General features: G+C 39.4%; 15 protein-coding genes. 5 read left to right on the forward strand and 10 right to left on the reverse strand.

What is annotated here, in order from left to right; all coding sequences use genetic code 11:
- Positions 1–13 precede the first annotated feature (13 nt).
- Positions 14–607 carry a tRNA-uridine aminocarboxypropyltransferase gene (locus QL989_RS01515; RefSeq protein ID WP_290167658.1) on the forward strand — a complete coding sequence of 198 codons (594 nt, stop codon included), beginning with the start codon at positions 14–16 and terminating at the stop codon, positions 605–607.
- 18 nt (positions 608–625) lie between these two features.
- The gene (locus QL989_RS01520) at positions 626–1,408 is read left to right on the forward strand and encodes a CLCA_X family protein (RefSeq protein ID WP_138606024.1); all 783 of its coding nucleotides are present in this window, start codon (positions 626–628) and stop codon (positions 1,406–1,408) included.
- A gap of 25 nt (positions 1,409–1,433) precedes the next feature.
- On the opposite strand, the gene dcd is transcribed toward QL989_RS01520, so the two are convergent.
- Both dcd and apbC read right to left on the reverse strand, forming a co-directional pair.
- Positions 1,434–2,018 carry a dCTP deaminase gene (gene dcd / locus QL989_RS01525; protein WP_290167662.1) on the reverse strand — a complete coding sequence of 195 codons (585 nt, stop codon included), beginning with the start codon at positions 2,016–2,018 and terminating at the stop codon, positions 1,434–1,436.
- 2 nt (positions 2,019–2,020) lie between these two features.
- Complete coding sequence (gene apbC, locus QL989_RS01530) at positions 2,021–3,097, reverse strand: iron-sulfur cluster carrier protein ApbC (RefSeq protein WP_290167665.1); 1,077 nt, start codon at positions 3,095–3,097, stop codon at positions 2,021–2,023.
- A gap of 177 nt (positions 3,098–3,274) precedes the next feature.
- On the opposite strand from apbC, the gene metG reads away from it, so the two are divergent.
- On the forward strand, positions 3,275–5,299 hold the full coding sequence (gene metG, locus QL989_RS01535; RefSeq protein ID WP_041708923.1) for a methionine--tRNA ligase: 2,025 nt from the start codon (positions 3,275–3,277) through the stop codon (positions 5,297–5,299).
- A gap of 57 nt (positions 5,300–5,356) precedes the next feature.
- Here the strand turns inward: metG and QL989_RS01540 are convergent, their stop codons facing one another.
- Together QL989_RS01540 and QL989_RS01545 are read right to left on the reverse strand one after the other, a co-directional pair.
- Entirely contained in the window at positions 5,357–6,001 is a 645-nt protein-coding gene (locus QL989_RS01540) for a hypothetical protein (protein WP_290167669.1), read from the reverse strand.
- A gap of 193 nt (positions 6,002–6,194) precedes the next feature.
- Entirely contained in the window at positions 6,195–6,380 is a 186-nt protein-coding gene (locus tag QL989_RS01545; RefSeq protein WP_290167670.1) for a hypothetical protein, read from the reverse strand.
- Positions 6,381–6,516: 136 nt separating this feature from the next.
- Here QL989_RS01545 and QL989_RS01550 point away from each other — a divergent pair, with 136 nt between their 5' ends.
- Positions 6,517–7,062, forward strand: a complete 546-nt coding sequence (locus QL989_RS01550) for a DUF3365 domain-containing protein (protein WP_138606015.1) — start codon at positions 6,517–6,519, stop codon at positions 7,060–7,062.
- A gap of 8 nt (positions 7,063–7,070) precedes the next feature.
- On the opposite strand, the gene QL989_RS01555 is transcribed toward QL989_RS01550, so the two are convergent.
- Entirely contained in the window at positions 7,071–7,577 is a 507-nt protein-coding gene (locus QL989_RS01555; protein ID WP_290167781.1) for a DUF2937 family protein, read from the reverse strand.
- Positions 7,578–7,998: 421 nt separating this feature from the next.
- On the opposite strand from QL989_RS01555, the gene QL989_RS01560 reads away from it, so the two are divergent.
- Positions 7,999–8,739, forward strand: coding sequence for a flagellar brake protein (locus QL989_RS01560; RefSeq protein ID WP_232735506.1), 741 nt, complete (start codon positions 7,999–8,001; stop codon positions 8,737–8,739).
- Between the two features lie 61 nt (positions 8,740–8,800).
- Here the strand turns inward: QL989_RS01560 and lepB are convergent, their stop codons facing one another.
- The 5 genes from lepB to aceK all read right to left on the reverse strand — a co-directional run bounded on the left by lepB (position 8,801) and on the right by aceK (position 13,128).
- On the reverse strand, positions 8,801–9,451 hold the full coding sequence (gene lepB / locus QL989_RS01565) for a signal peptidase I (protein ID WP_290167674.1): 651 nt from the start codon (positions 9,449–9,451) through the stop codon (positions 8,801–8,803).
- A 123-nt stretch (positions 9,452–9,574) separates the two neighbouring features.
- Positions 9,575–9,829, reverse strand: coding sequence for a DUF2999 family protein (locus QL989_RS01570; RefSeq protein WP_008113615.1), 255 nt, complete (start codon positions 9,827–9,829; stop codon positions 9,575–9,577).
- Positions 9,830–9,916: 87 nt separating this feature from the next.
- Entirely contained in the window at positions 9,917–10,879 is a 963-nt protein-coding gene (locus QL989_RS01575; RefSeq protein ID WP_290167676.1) for a zinc-binding dehydrogenase, read from the reverse strand.
- A 19-nt stretch (positions 10,880–10,898) separates the two neighbouring features.
- Entirely contained in the window at positions 10,899–11,291 is a 393-nt protein-coding gene (locus QL989_RS01580) for a hypothetical protein (RefSeq protein WP_290167678.1), read from the reverse strand.
- 46 nt (positions 11,292–11,337) lie between these two features.
- The gene (aceK, locus tag QL989_RS01585) at positions 11,338–13,128 is read right to left on the reverse strand and encodes a bifunctional isocitrate dehydrogenase kinase/phosphatase (protein WP_290167680.1); all 1,791 of its coding nucleotides are present in this window, start codon (positions 13,126–13,128) and stop codon (positions 11,338–11,340) included.
- Positions 13,129–13,210 lie beyond the last annotated feature (82 nt).

Below are 13,210 nucleotides of genomic sequence, written 5' to 3' on the forward strand. Positions count from 1 at the left end.
GAATGGTTAGCTTATGGCACGTGCACTTTGTGAACGCTGTAATTTTTCGCTAAGCACCTGTATTTGCAATGCAATCACCTGTGTTGATAACCAAACTCAGGTTATTGTTTTACAGCACCCCAGCGAAGCAAAAGTGAGCAAAAATACGGCACAGTTATTGGCATTAAGTTTAATGCGATGCAAAATAATTAAAGGCGAAAATAATCAAGACTTTGCTTGCTTGCAAAAGCTGCCGCTCAGCTCAACGGTGTTACTCTACCCAAACGAGGGCGCAATTGAGTTAGATTTAGCCAATAACAATGAAAACGTACAACCGATTACGCATTTAATAGTGATCGATGGAACATGGAATAAAGCTTTTAAAATTTTGCAATTAACTCCGCTATTAAAACAGTTTAAAACAGTAAGCTTTCGCCATATTCCTACTAACCGCTATGCTATTCGTAAAGCCCCAAGAGCAGATAGCTTGTCAACGCTAGAGGCAGTAGCGCATAGTTTATCGCTTATTGAAGCACTCAATCCGGCGCCGTTGTATGATTTATTAGATGAATTAATTACCAAACAAACCCAACATATGCCCGCTCACGTAAAAGCACGTTACCTGTAATTAAAAATGAAATAACTAATGCGTAATACCCCTTCTCGATTAAAGCGCGGATTCTCACGCCAAGGCCCTGACTATCGTTTTGACGACCAAGTTGATTTTAGCGATATTAGAACGACTTTTGGCTTTCGTTCGATGGTGGTTGGTAAGTGGGTGACTAAAGAAGAGCGCTTTATTAGTGCCAATTTAATTTATGATGCACTGGCTGATTTAGCGCAAATTTTACATTTACCACCAACAGCAATTGGCCTTCGCGGTAAACTTAATTTTGCCTTTGGCCATGGCGGACAAAAAGGTGTGCAAGCACACTATAATGCTTATGACCAAACTCTCGCACTGGCAAAAAACGCAGGCGGCGGTGCTTTAGCCCATGAGTGGTTTCATGCATTCGACCATCATATTAGTGAGCATTTGTTTAAATCAAAAACCCGCTTTGGTTTCGCCTCTAAGTTATGGCTATCAAACTCTCCTGATTTGAGCCATCCACTTAATGATGCACTTAATCAATTTTATAAGCAGGTATTTTTAGCGCGAAACGGGGAAGATGCGAATGAATTTGTACAACGCTGTATCGCGTTTGATAAGGCACACAAGCAGCAATACATGAGTATGCCAGAGGAGCTTGCAGCTCGGTGTTTTGAAGCCTGTATAAATCAGCACCAAACAATAAAAAATAGCTTTTTGGTCAGTGGATTAAGCAGTAATAATTTAATTTACCCTGAGCTTAGCCAAACGCTACAAGCCAATGAAGCACTTAACCAATATTTTCAATTATTAGGTTACGCGCTTCATCAACAAACATAGTAATCGTTTCTAAAAATCAGAATTACTATTTATCATCACTGATACGACTTGCCACCGCGCTATTTTGATCTTTATATTTTGCATCAACACGGGTGTTATACGGGTTTTCACATGGGCCGGTGAGCGTTTCAAAACTCATTGCACCAATCTTCATCATAGGTCTGAGCGCAAGCGGCAGTTTACCCGAGTTGTAAAACTCTAAGACAATATTACCACTCCAACCAGGGTCGATTCTGTGTGCGGTGACATGCACCATTAAACCTAAACGTGCCAGTGACGAACGTCCATCTAACCAGCCAACAATATCAGCAGGTAACGTTACTTTTTCATAGGTTATTGCTAATGCAAGCTCACCAGGGTGTAAAAAGAATGCTTCACCTTCATCTAATACAATTTCGTCGCTCATTATTGATTCTAACGCTTTATTGAGCTGATCTTTTGGTCCACTTAAGTCAACGTAAGCAGCATTATGGGCATGAAAAGTTCTAAACTTATTACCCAAACGAAGATCCGCAGTCACCCCTGAAATCATTTCACTGGTTGGCGCTGGCTCAATAACAATCCGCCCATCGTTTAAAAATTCTTTTATATGTGTATCTGAAAGTCTCATTTTTAATCTTCCGTAATCACAACTTCAATCGCGTTGTGATGTTGTTGATAGTAAAGCGTGCTGGCAATGAGCCGTGCGGCTGCACTGTAGGTTTCACTTATAGCGGCACTTGCATCATTGGCAATCAATTTACCTTGTTCAGAGGATTCTCTGATATTAATCGCAAGCGGAATGTGCGAAAGCACAGGAACACCATGCTTCATGGCTAATTTTTGTGCGCCATCTTTACCGAATACATGATTAGCCTCGCCGCAATGGCCGCAAATGTAATGGCTCATATTTTCAATTAAACCAAGCACTGGCACGTTTACTTTATTAAACATAGCGATGCCTTTTTGCGCATCTGCCAACGCCAAGTCTTGTGGCGTAGTAACAATTACAGTGCCACTGGCAGGTACTTTTTGGCTCATGGTTAGTTGAATATCGCCAGTGCCTGGGGGCATATCGACGATTAAGTAATCAAGCTCACCCCAATCGGTTTCATTTAATAGCTGACTAAGCGCGCCTGAGGCCATAGGACCGCGCCATACAGTTGCATCGTCGCTAGGCACTAAAAAGCCAATAGATTGCGCTTTAATACCGCTGGCATCAAATGGTTGTAATTGTTTGTTGTCTTTAGTAACAGGCTCACTGCCTATCAAACCGAACAACATAGGAATAGACGGTCCATAAATGTCGGCATCTAAAATGCCTACTTTAGCGCCCTCGTTTTTAAGCGAACCGGCAAGATTTACAGCCGTAGTAGATTTGCCTACCCCACCTTTGCCTGAGGCCACTAAAATAATGTGCTTTATGGCTTTAAATTTTGCAGGCTCTTTAAGTGCCACAACCGCACTTACATTTACCTCGATTTTAAGTCGCTCAGCTAAAAAATTAGCAACATGCGGCATTTCAGATTGCGCGGCAAAAGGAAGAATGAGTTTAACAGTAATTGATTTATCGGTGTTTTGAGTAATATCAGCAATAAAATCTTGCTCAATACCCACAGCAAAAGCGGCGCTGCGATAGGCCGCTAGAGCAGAAATAATCGGTTGTTTTTGCACCGATTTAGCAGAGAATAGTTTCGACAGTCCAAACATAGCAATAAAATAGCGTTTCTTTGATGAAAAGTGCCACGGAATTATGTAACATTCAGGGCATTAACACCAGTCAATTAGTAAATATCCATAAGCAGTGTACTCTGTTAGCACCCCGCTTATCGATAATGTAATAATTTTCATCTGTTCCTGACTAGGAACGCTTAATTCGGAATGATTATGGCACAGCGAAAGATCCTGATTACTAGCGCATTACCTTATGCCAATGGCCCTACCCATTTAGGGCATTTATTAGAGTATATTCAAACTGATATTTGGTCGCGTTTTCAAAAACTACAAGGCCACGAAGCATACTATGTGTGCGCCGATGACGCTCATGGCACACCTATTATGCTTAATGCGCAAAAGCAAGGGATCACGCCTGAGGAAATGGTTAAAAACGTTAGCATAGAGCGCCAACGCGATTTTGCTGATTTCAATATCAAATTTGATAACTACCACAGCACTCACAGCCAAGAAAATAAAGAATTTAGTGAGCTTATTTATAACCGCCTTAACGATGCCGGTCATATTAAAAAGCACACTATTTCTCAGTTATTCGATCCAGAAAAAGGTATTTTTCTGCCAGACCGCTTTGTTACTGGCACCTGCCCTACCTGTAAATCAGAAGATCAAAACGGTGATAGCTGTGATGCCTGTGGCGCAACTTATAGCCCAACAGAGCTAATCAACCCACGCTCTGTCATGTCGGGTGCTGAGCCTATTTTAAAAGATTCTGAGCATTACTTTTTTGACTTACCCGCCTTTGAAGGCATGCTTAAAGAATGGCTTCACTCAGGCACAATCCAGCAAGAAATGGCGAATAAGCTAGATGAGTGGTTTGCCGATGGTCTTCAGCAATGGGATATTAGCCGTGATGCACCTTATTTTGGTTTTGAAATCCCAAACGCACCAGGTAAATATTTTTACGTGTGGCTAGATGCGCCTATTGGTTATATGGCGAGCTTTAAGAACTTATGTGACAAACAAGGCATCGACTTTGATGCTTTTTGGCAAGAAGGGTCTGACGCTGAGCTTTATCATTTCATTGGTAAAGACATCATCTATTTCCACAGCCTGTTTTGGCCTGCAATGTTAGAAGGCGCTCAATTTAGAAAGCCTACTAACGTATTTGCCCATGGATTTGTTACGGTTAATGGCGCAAAAATGTCTAAATCAAAAGGCACGTTTATTAAAGCGCGTACTTATTTAGATAACCTTGATCCTGAATTTTTACGTTATTACTACGCAGCTAAACTAAACAGTGGCATCACCGATTTAGACTTAAACCTTGAAGATTTTGCACAGCGTGTAAATTCAGACTTAGTGGGTAAAGTAGTTAATATTGCGAGCCGTTGTGCTGGCTTTATTACTAAAAAGTTTGACGGTAAGCTAAGCGATACGATTATGGAACCACAGCTACTTGCGGAATTCCAAAACGCCTCAGCCACTATCACTGAACATTACGAAAATCGTGAATACAGTCGCGCAATCCGTGAAATTATGGCGCTTGCTGATAAAGCAAATCAATTTATTGATAATGCCGCGCCTTGGGTGCTTATTAAAGACGAGTCTAAGCAAGAAGAAGCGCATCAGGTATGTTCGTTAGGACTTAACTTATTTCGCGTACTGATCACTTACTTAAAGCCTGTACTACCTGGTATGGCAACAAATGTTGAAGCCTTCTTAAATGATGAGCTTACATGGCAAGGTGTGCAAACTGCACTAATAAGCCACCCTATCAATAAGTTTAAGCCGTTAATGCAACGTGTTGAAATGGACAAAGTGAATAAAATGGTTGAAGAATCAAAAGAGAGCTTAATCGCTGAAAAAGACAAAATCGATCCTAATAGCCCACTGGCAAAAGAGCCTATCGCAGCTGAGATTGAATTTGATGACTTTGCAAAAGTAGATTTACGCGTTGCTAAAATTGCTAAAGCAGAGCACGTAGAAGGCGCAGACAAACTGCTTAAGTTAACTCTTGATTTAGGCGGCGAAACACGCCAAGTGTTTGCAGGCATTAAATCAGCTTACGCACCAGAAGACATCGAAGGAAAGCTAACTGTGATGGTTGCTAACCTTAAACCACGTAAAATGCGCTTTGGAATGTCTGAAGGCATGGTACTTGCTGCAGGCCCAGGCGGTAAAGAAATATACATTCTTAACCCAGACGATGGTTCAGAGCCTGGTATGCGAGTAATGTAAGCACTGTGCTTGTTAAAAAAAGCCGCTAAATATTTAGCGGTTTTTTTATTGTTGACGTTATTTAGCTAAAGCGACTACTTTTGCTAAATGGATCACTAAGCATTGGGAGCTAATATAGATAAACCAATTTATATAGCGCACTTGAGGATAAAAGCCTTGCCCTTGGTTACCATAAATCCAAAAAGCACCAATAATGGCATCAGCCAGTGCCGCTAAGAAAAGCCCTAAGCTCACCCACATTATTGGTTTAGGTGCATAAAACCCACCATAACCAACAACCAACATCAGACTCATAAGCCCCACTGCGGTTACCACAACACTATAAAAACCTGTCATAGCTAAAATTGGTATACCAGCTCCATCAAGATACATAGAGGCGAGTGACGTAGCACTTACAACCAGTACCGCAACTATGAAACAGGTGCTTTTTAGTCGCGATATAGCTTGCTGCCTTTTATAGGCCAACATACAGGCTAAAAATAAAATGCTATAGCCAGGTGCAAACAATAAAATTGAATCAATTAAATAGTCATGCTTTATTAACGTTGCATAGCGATGATAGTGCTGGGATAAGTTAAAGTTAATTACATCCCCTACTATGCACAGCATTAAAGCTACGCTACATAGAAGCGCTATAAAGCGTAACTGCTTATCTTTAAACTGGTGAAATACCCAGCTCGTAATTGCCACACTATTAAACATCAGCAAACACAGCGAGCTCACTGTTAATAGCAATAAAATTTCTTTATTGTTAGGTGATATTAGCCCTATCAACAGCACAACTAAGGCGCATAACCAAGCAATAAAGGAAATAACCTGATGAGGGTGTTTTATAGATAAGGAATTGATTGCACTATCCGAAGTTTAATATTCATAAATTTAATTTAGCAAATTATTATCGCTTAGGGTTTATTTTTTTAAGATCAGCTTGCACTTCTTTTTGTGTTTTTAGCCGACATTGTGCCAACTGCTCAAGTCGAATAGCCTTAATTGCCGCCAAGGGGTCATCAGCACTAAGTCCACCAGCATCATAGGTGTTTTGTTGATTTATTACTTTATTATCATCTTGTTTAGTATACATATTATTCTCACTTGGGACCGTTTATCGATTTTAGCCACGGTACATCGAATAAAAAAGTGCTGAAACACTGTACGATTTAGTTGAAAAATACCTGACACTCTATATATTAGTAGTTACTAATATTGAGGGGTGTATTATGCGCATTATTTTACTTTTTTCCAGTTTATTTATTTCATCCGCTGCTTTTGCTAACAATACCGACGAGGCACGACAAACCATCAAGGCATTTTCAACTGATTTAAAACAGGTACTGGTTAGTACTATGAAGCAAAGCGGCCCACTAGCGGCAATAAGTGTATGCAATATAGCAGCACCCGCTATTGCTTCACAACACAGCAATAGTAAGTGGCAAGTTAGCCGCAGTGCGTTAAAAACTCGTAACTCAGATAATCAACCCGATGCATGGCTCAAAAATGTTTTATTAAACTTTGAACAACGTAAGCTCAATGGCGAGCCTATAGCAAGCATAGAATATCAAGAGCAAAGACCGGATGGCTGGTATTTTGTAAAAGCGATCCCTACTCAAAAAGCGTGTTTGGCATGTCATGGCAGTCACATTGCCCCCGCAGTTTCTAAAAAAATAGCGACTTTATACCCTAATGATCAGGCAACTGATTTTAAACTGGGTGACATTCGTGGCGCCTTTATCGTTAAAAAGCCGATTAAAAAGCACCAACAGTAATTACGTCATTAAGCACTCGCTGTGTTTCGTTTTTTGTGGGCAACATATAAAGTATACGGCAACATTACGAGCTGATTTAATATGATAGCTGATATTAGCGCAAACAATAACGCACTGGTGGTTAAAGGAATACCTAACTTAAAGTTATCAAGTGTATTTTGTAATCTGTCGAAACGCTCAGGGGAGAATATATACAGCAATTTTTGCACTAAATTACCTTGCTCGAATAGCTTCATACCTTGATTTAAGTCAGCAAATAGCATCAAGGTTTGCTGTTTTTGTTCTGCATCTGCTCTAACACTCGGTTCAGTATTTGCTAAATGACGGTTTATCATTGCTTGTGTACTAGAAAATTTATATTGCTTTGCTGTGTTTGCATAGCCATCAACTTGCCACTTTGTCGCATGATACAAGCCCGCTAAATGTTGTTGGTAATGATCACTCAACTGCGGTAGTTGCAATGAAATAATAAAAGCACAAGCAAATATTAATTTATCAAGTATGTTAACGATCATCATCATCCTTTGTGCTACTTTGATTTAAACGTTTAGATGGTGTTTAAGGCCAGTTGACCTTTTGAGGTTAAATTTGCAAGGACCTAGGTATGTCACAATATAATAATTAAGTAGTATTGTAGATAGGTGGTACCATCACCCTTTGCTCAATCGCTTTGCAAGCACTAGTATTCTACATAAGCTCAAAAACCATAATACTTAACGTGATAAAGTTTATATAGGTATGGCTTCAATAGCAAAGCGCTTGAAGTGTTATAGGTATGCTCTTTACTTTAATGTTGCCAAAATAGCAACAGCTTTATAGATAAACCGGAGCTTATAACTGAAAAAACTCACTATAACAAGCATAAAGTATTAATTACCTCTCCTAAATCCCCCCTTTAATTCTAGTGATTTTTACACTATATTAAAAGATAATTAAGTGTCTGTTAATATTGAGAAAGAGTTTGTGGAAACGAATAACAATAACACCACTGTTGAAGATAATCCAACCGAAGACCAAAAGAAGTTTTTCCTCGATTTACTTCCTGGAAAGATGATCGATATACAATTTAACAACCCTATTCAAGTTCGCTTTAAGCTTACTTTAATTGGCTATGACACCGGTAAATATTTAATATTAAAATACCCTGCTCAAGCAGGTAAGAACGATTACAGCGATATTTTAGTTGAAGGCAATGGCGCTATTGTCCGTTATATCATTGAAGATGAACGCGGTGAATGTGTGGCTTTTTCAACCAGCATATTAGCAATTTCATTTCGCCCAGAACGATTAATTTATTTAGCTTACCCTAAAAAAATTGAAAGCCGTCAGCTGCGAGAAACAAGCAGGCTACCAACTCATATCCCAGCTAAAATAAGTTTACACAAAGGTGATGTAGACGCCGATAGTAAGAGCTTATTGCATGGGTTAATCATTGATATTTCACCCAGTGGCTGCCGCTTTGCGATACATGTGAGCTCTGGATTTGTTGCGCTAAAAAAACGCCAAGTATTTGTGCATATTTTGTCACCAATAGACAATAAGTCTGTCATAGTCACGTCCTATATCAGAAATAATCAAATGAAGGGTAATCGCCTAAGTGTTGGTATCGAGTTTGATGCATCAGAGCAAACGAAGCTAAATGAGCTACTCGAAGCGTATTCAATTGATATAGATTAGAAAAACCACAAACGAATTAAGGCTAACATATGCTTGGTTAGCCTTCATACCCACTGTTTTATTACTCTAAAGGTTTTAAGAACCGCTCTGTCCTAGGTAAGTAATAGTTATCGTAATCAAGCGATACAATCACACGCTCGGCTTTACCTAGTAGTTCATCACGTGGGATGAGCCCTATCACTCTAGAATCGGCACTATTATCGCGGTTATCACCCATAGCTAAATAGTAATGTTCAGGAATTGTTATTTCATCAAAGCTCGATAAACGTGATCGTGTATTACTAACGCGGATTGAATGCTTATAACCATTTAAGTTTTCTATTTTATCTGAAGAAGTCGTATTACTTTGCAAATTTGTGTAATTAAGCTTTTTACCATTGATTATGAGTTGATTATTTTTAAGTACAATAGTATCTCCAGGTACACCTATTACGCGCTTGATCAACCGGTTATCCGCTACTTTCGAGTCAAATACAATAATATCGCCAGTTTGTGGGTCCGCCATTCTCAACAGGGATACATGCGTAAATGGTATACGTAAATCATACGCCATTTTATCGGTAAGGATTCGATCGCCTTCTTCAATAGTCGGTTTCATTGAACCTGTTGGTACTTCATACCAATCGGCGACGGCACTTCTAAACACACTCATTAAAATAATGAATACAATTAAAGAACGATTATTTTTCCAAAATTTATAAAGTCGCTTCATGTTTTGTCTCTGCTATGGGTTAAGTATTTATTTGACTGTATAAACGCAGAGCCGTTCAAAGGAGTGTGTAACAAAACATGTTTAATGATAGAGACATGTATAAAACATGTCTCTAAAGGTGGTTTACTGCTGATTTAACTTGTCTTTCGCTTCTTGTACTTTTGCAAAATCAAGGCCTAATTCATCAGTGGCTTCTTTAATCAAATGCGGTTGAGTCATCACCACAGCCATTAGTTGCTGTAGCTTTTCAGGTGGTATACCCAGCTCTTGCACTAATGCCATGGCCATCATTGGGTTTTGGGTAAATGCTTCAAACAACGCAGCTACTTTTTCATCACTAACGTTGTGCTCTTTTAATATTGCAATAATTGGATTCATTATTTGCCTTAATATTTTATAGTGTTCACTAAATTATATGGGCGCACAGCCTAATTAACAATATTAATCCCGCTGTGCTTGCTTATATCATTCAACCAGTAGCACAACTTTACCGGAATTCTCGTTGCGCTCTAAAATATCATGAGCCTCACTGGCTTGCTGCCATGAAATGGTTTTATAAATATTAAAGTCATAGTTCTGATTGGCAATATCATCATAAAAACGCGCGACAAAGGCATCTCTCAGAGCGCGTTTAAACTCAATACTGCGATTACGTAGTGTTGATGCATGAAACGAAATCCGCTTTTGTAATAAACGTGCAAAGTCTACTTCTGCAAAGCGACCGTCTAAAAATGCCAGCATAATAATCTGACAATCCATTGCGGCCACTATGGCATTTTTATTTAAATAGCTACCAGAAACAGGGTCAACAATTGCGTTTGCAGTGAGCTTATGTGATTTCATATACTCAACAAAATCAGTGGTTTTATAATTTATTACGTGGTCAGCACCCAACCTTTTAGCATGTTCACACTTTTCATCCGAACCCGCGGTAATCACTACTTGTGCACCAGCACTTTTTGCCATCTGAATAGCCGCACCACCAACACCACTGGCACCGGCATGAATAAGCGCCGTTTGCCCTGATTGTAACTTGCCTAATTCAAATAGCGCACCAAAGGCTGTTAAATACACTTCGCTTATAGCAGCACCTTGCGCCATAGAGATATGATCAGGCAATATCATTAACTGCTGCGCATCTACTGCGACGTATTCACTGTAAGCGCCACCAGCACATAAAGTAAAAATACGCTTACCGAGCCATTTAGGGTCTACCTCACTGCCAAGCTCACACACGGTGCCTGCACACTCAAGTCCTAAAATAGGGCTATCCCCTTCAGGAGCAGGATACTTACCTTGACGCTGCATACAATCAGCGCGGTTAACCCCAATCGCAGCCACTTTTACCAGCACTTCATTATTATTAACCTTCGGTTTATCGGCTTTCGAAAACGCTAACTGCTGCTCATGATGTGAAATATACTGCATAAGTCTCCTTGTATTGGGTTTATTTGATTTTTCGCCACACTTCGGCTTCAACTAGCTGCCCATTTTCTGTAAGAGAATGATGCCACAAATTACCTTCAACTTTATAATCAAAAGCCATAGTTTTACCCATCAATGATGCAACATTGCCATACTCAAAGGTTTCAATAAATTGCCCATCGATTAATTGGTACTGGCCACCACCAGCATAACTAAATTGGCCATTTTTTTCTGTGATATAGCTAAAGTGTGTTGCTGTTACTAATTTGATTGAAGTTATCTCTGGGGCTTTAGCGCTGACAAACCCATCTTCTACCGCGTATTTTCCTTGAACAAACTCCCACGTACCTAATAGGGGATTGGCAAATACAGAGCATGGCAATAAAACTAAGCAAACGAATATAGTAAATTTCATCATAATCCTTATCGTGTTAACTGTGCCTGAAGAAACCAACTCAGCGTTAATTTACTGACATAGTGTTAAAACGCCAGCTTTGTTTATAAGGATATACATCCGGAAGCTGGCCTTGCTCAATTCCTTGCTGGGTCAATTGCCAGTATTTTGCTGTAAATAAGTCACTATGGTATTGATTAAAGTGGTTAAACGCGCTGCTACTGGCACTAAAAAACACTTTAAATTGACTGGGAAATATATCATTTTGATCAATATCAAAATAGCTGTGTGAGCTTAATTCTTCTATTGCGTTGTGCGTATTTGGCACGTCTCTAAAATTGCAATCGGTAAGAGGGCAAATTTCATCATAATCATAAAATACTACTCGCCCCCAACGCGTTACGCCAAAGTTTTTCATCAGCATGTCACCAGCAAAGATATTAGCACTGGCAAGCTCTTTAATCGCTTTACCATAATCAAGCATCACCTGCTGCAGTGATTTACTATTACACTGATTAATATACAAATTAAGCGGTGTCATTTTTCGCTCAACGTAAACATGTTTTAGTATTAATGCTTTGCCGGAAATGACTAAGCTATCGCCAATGTGTTTTTTCATTTGTATTAGCAGTTCATCACTAAAACGGCTTAAGTCAAATGCAAGGTATCTAAATTCATGAGTATCAACTAAGCGCCCTACTCTGTCGGCTTGTTTTACAAAGTTATATTTATCTTTTACTTGTTGTTTTGTTGCAGTTTTTGGCGCACTAAACTTATCTTTTATTACTTTGTAGACATAATCTAGGCCGTCAATGGTAAAAACTAGCATCACCATACCTGGAGTCCCTGGCGCTAAATGATACACGTATTCCTCGGGACTACTTTTAGTCGTATCTACTTTATAACGATAAAACTCGGTTTTTGCATGTTTAATAAAACCAATCGCATTGAATAATTCAAACCGTTGTTTGTGAGGCATTAACACACTGAGGTAATCAACATAACGAGCAGGTTGGTCGGTATCTACCATAAAATAGGTACGTGCGAAGCCAAATAATAAGCTTAGTTGATCAGCCCCCATCATTACAGCATCAATTGTAAGCCCGTCAGGGGTATTTAAAATTGCAATTGCAAAAGGCATGTTATCGCCATTTTTGGCAATACATCGCCCTATGACATAACAGGCCTTATTGCGATAAAAATGCGAGTTAGCATATTCAATATAACCATCATTTAAGTTTATTAATTCGTATACTTGTCGACATTGCTGCTGAGCACCTTGCGTTAACGTTGCTTGTAACTTAGTTAAATCACTACTTAGATCTTTAAAGGGGACTCTAAACACTTGCTCATTTAATAAGGCTTTAATTGCCTGATCAAACCCTTCTTTTAAGGAGATACGACTTACAAGCCCTTCATAAGAACGCGGCTGCCCTCGGTATTTTGCTTTTAATACAAATAAGTGAACTGTGCGAATTTTTTTATCATCCCAAATAGCGCCAAAAGTAGAATTAAAAAATGTATGCGCAATGGGCTGGTTTTCATGCTCTTTTACCATCTCACCATAAATATTTTTTGCCCGTTGCCATGTTTGAGGACAATTCAATTCATCATAAGCAATCACTCTAACGGCTTCACTTACTTGCCTTACTAAGCGTTCATACACTTGTAAGCGCTCTCGCATTGCTGCTTGCACCTCATGATACTGGCGTTGTTCAAAGCGACTTTGTGCCCCTAAGGTGATATTTAAAAATTGTGCAAACATAGCCTCAAAGCCTGCAAATATCGCTCGGGCTAACTTAGTGGCGACCACAGATTGTACCGAATTATGTTGAGAGGTTAATGGCGTGCTTGGCATGATTTAGGCGCTTCTATTTTTAGCAATTATGCTGATTATTTTTTATTAGAGGTTTACACCTTAGCAAGCACACTTTAATTTA

It is taken from the genome of Pseudoalteromonas sp. APC 3224 (genome assembly GCF_030407535.1).
Taxonomy (GTDB): Bacteria; Pseudomonadota; Gammaproteobacteria; order Enterobacterales; family Alteromonadaceae; genus Pseudoalteromonas.

Coding starts and splice junctions, on each gene's coding strand:
- QL989_RS01580 (WP_290167678.1), bottom strand. CDS start 11,291: ATGAAATTTACTATATTCGTTTGCTTAGTTTTATTGCCATGCTCTGTA.
- QL989_RS01570 (WP_008113615.1), bottom strand. CDS start 9,829: ATGAATCCAATTATTGCAATATTAAAAGAGCACAACGTTAGTGATGAA.
- metG (WP_041708923.1), top strand. CDS start 3,275: ATGGCACAGCGAAAGATCCTGATTACTAGCGCATTACCTTATGCCAAT.
- QL989_RS01575 (WP_290167676.1), bottom strand. CDS start 10,879: ATGCAGTATATTTCACATCATGAGCAGCAGTTAGCGTTTTCGAAAGCC.
- QL989_RS01550 (WP_138606015.1), top strand. CDS start 6,517: ATGCGCATTATTTTACTTTTTTCCAGTTTATTTATTTCATCCGCTGCT.
- aceK (WP_290167680.1), bottom strand. CDS start 13,128: ATGCCAAGCACGCCATTAACCTCTCAACATAATTCGGTACAATCTGTG.
- QL989_RS01520 (WP_138606024.1), top strand. CDS start 626: ATGCGTAATACCCCTTCTCGATTAAAGCGCGGATTCTCACGCCAAGGC.
- QL989_RS01545 (WP_290167670.1), bottom strand. CDS start 6,380: ATGTATACTAAACAAGATGATAATAAAGTAATAAATCAACAAAACACC.
- QL989_RS01555 (WP_290167781.1), bottom strand. CDS start 7,577: ATGATCGTTAACATACTTGATAAATTAATATTTGCTTGTGCTTTTATT.
- QL989_RS01540 (WP_290167669.1), bottom strand. CDS start 6,001: ATGTTTAATAGTGTGGCAATTACGAGCTGGGTATTTCACCAGTTTAAA.
- dcd (WP_290167662.1), bottom strand. CDS start 2,018: ATGAGACTTTCAGATACACATATAAAAGAATTTTTAAACGATGGGCGG.
- apbC (WP_290167665.1), bottom strand. CDS start 3,097: ATGTTTGGACTGTCGAAACTATTCTCTGCTAAATCGGTGCAAAAACAA.
- QL989_RS01515 (WP_290167658.1), top strand. CDS start 14: ATGGCACGTGCACTTTGTGAACGCTGTAATTTTTCGCTAAGCACCTGT.
- lepB (WP_290167674.1), bottom strand. CDS start 9,451: ATGAAGCGACTTTATAAATTTTGGAAAAATAATCGTTCTTTAATTGTA.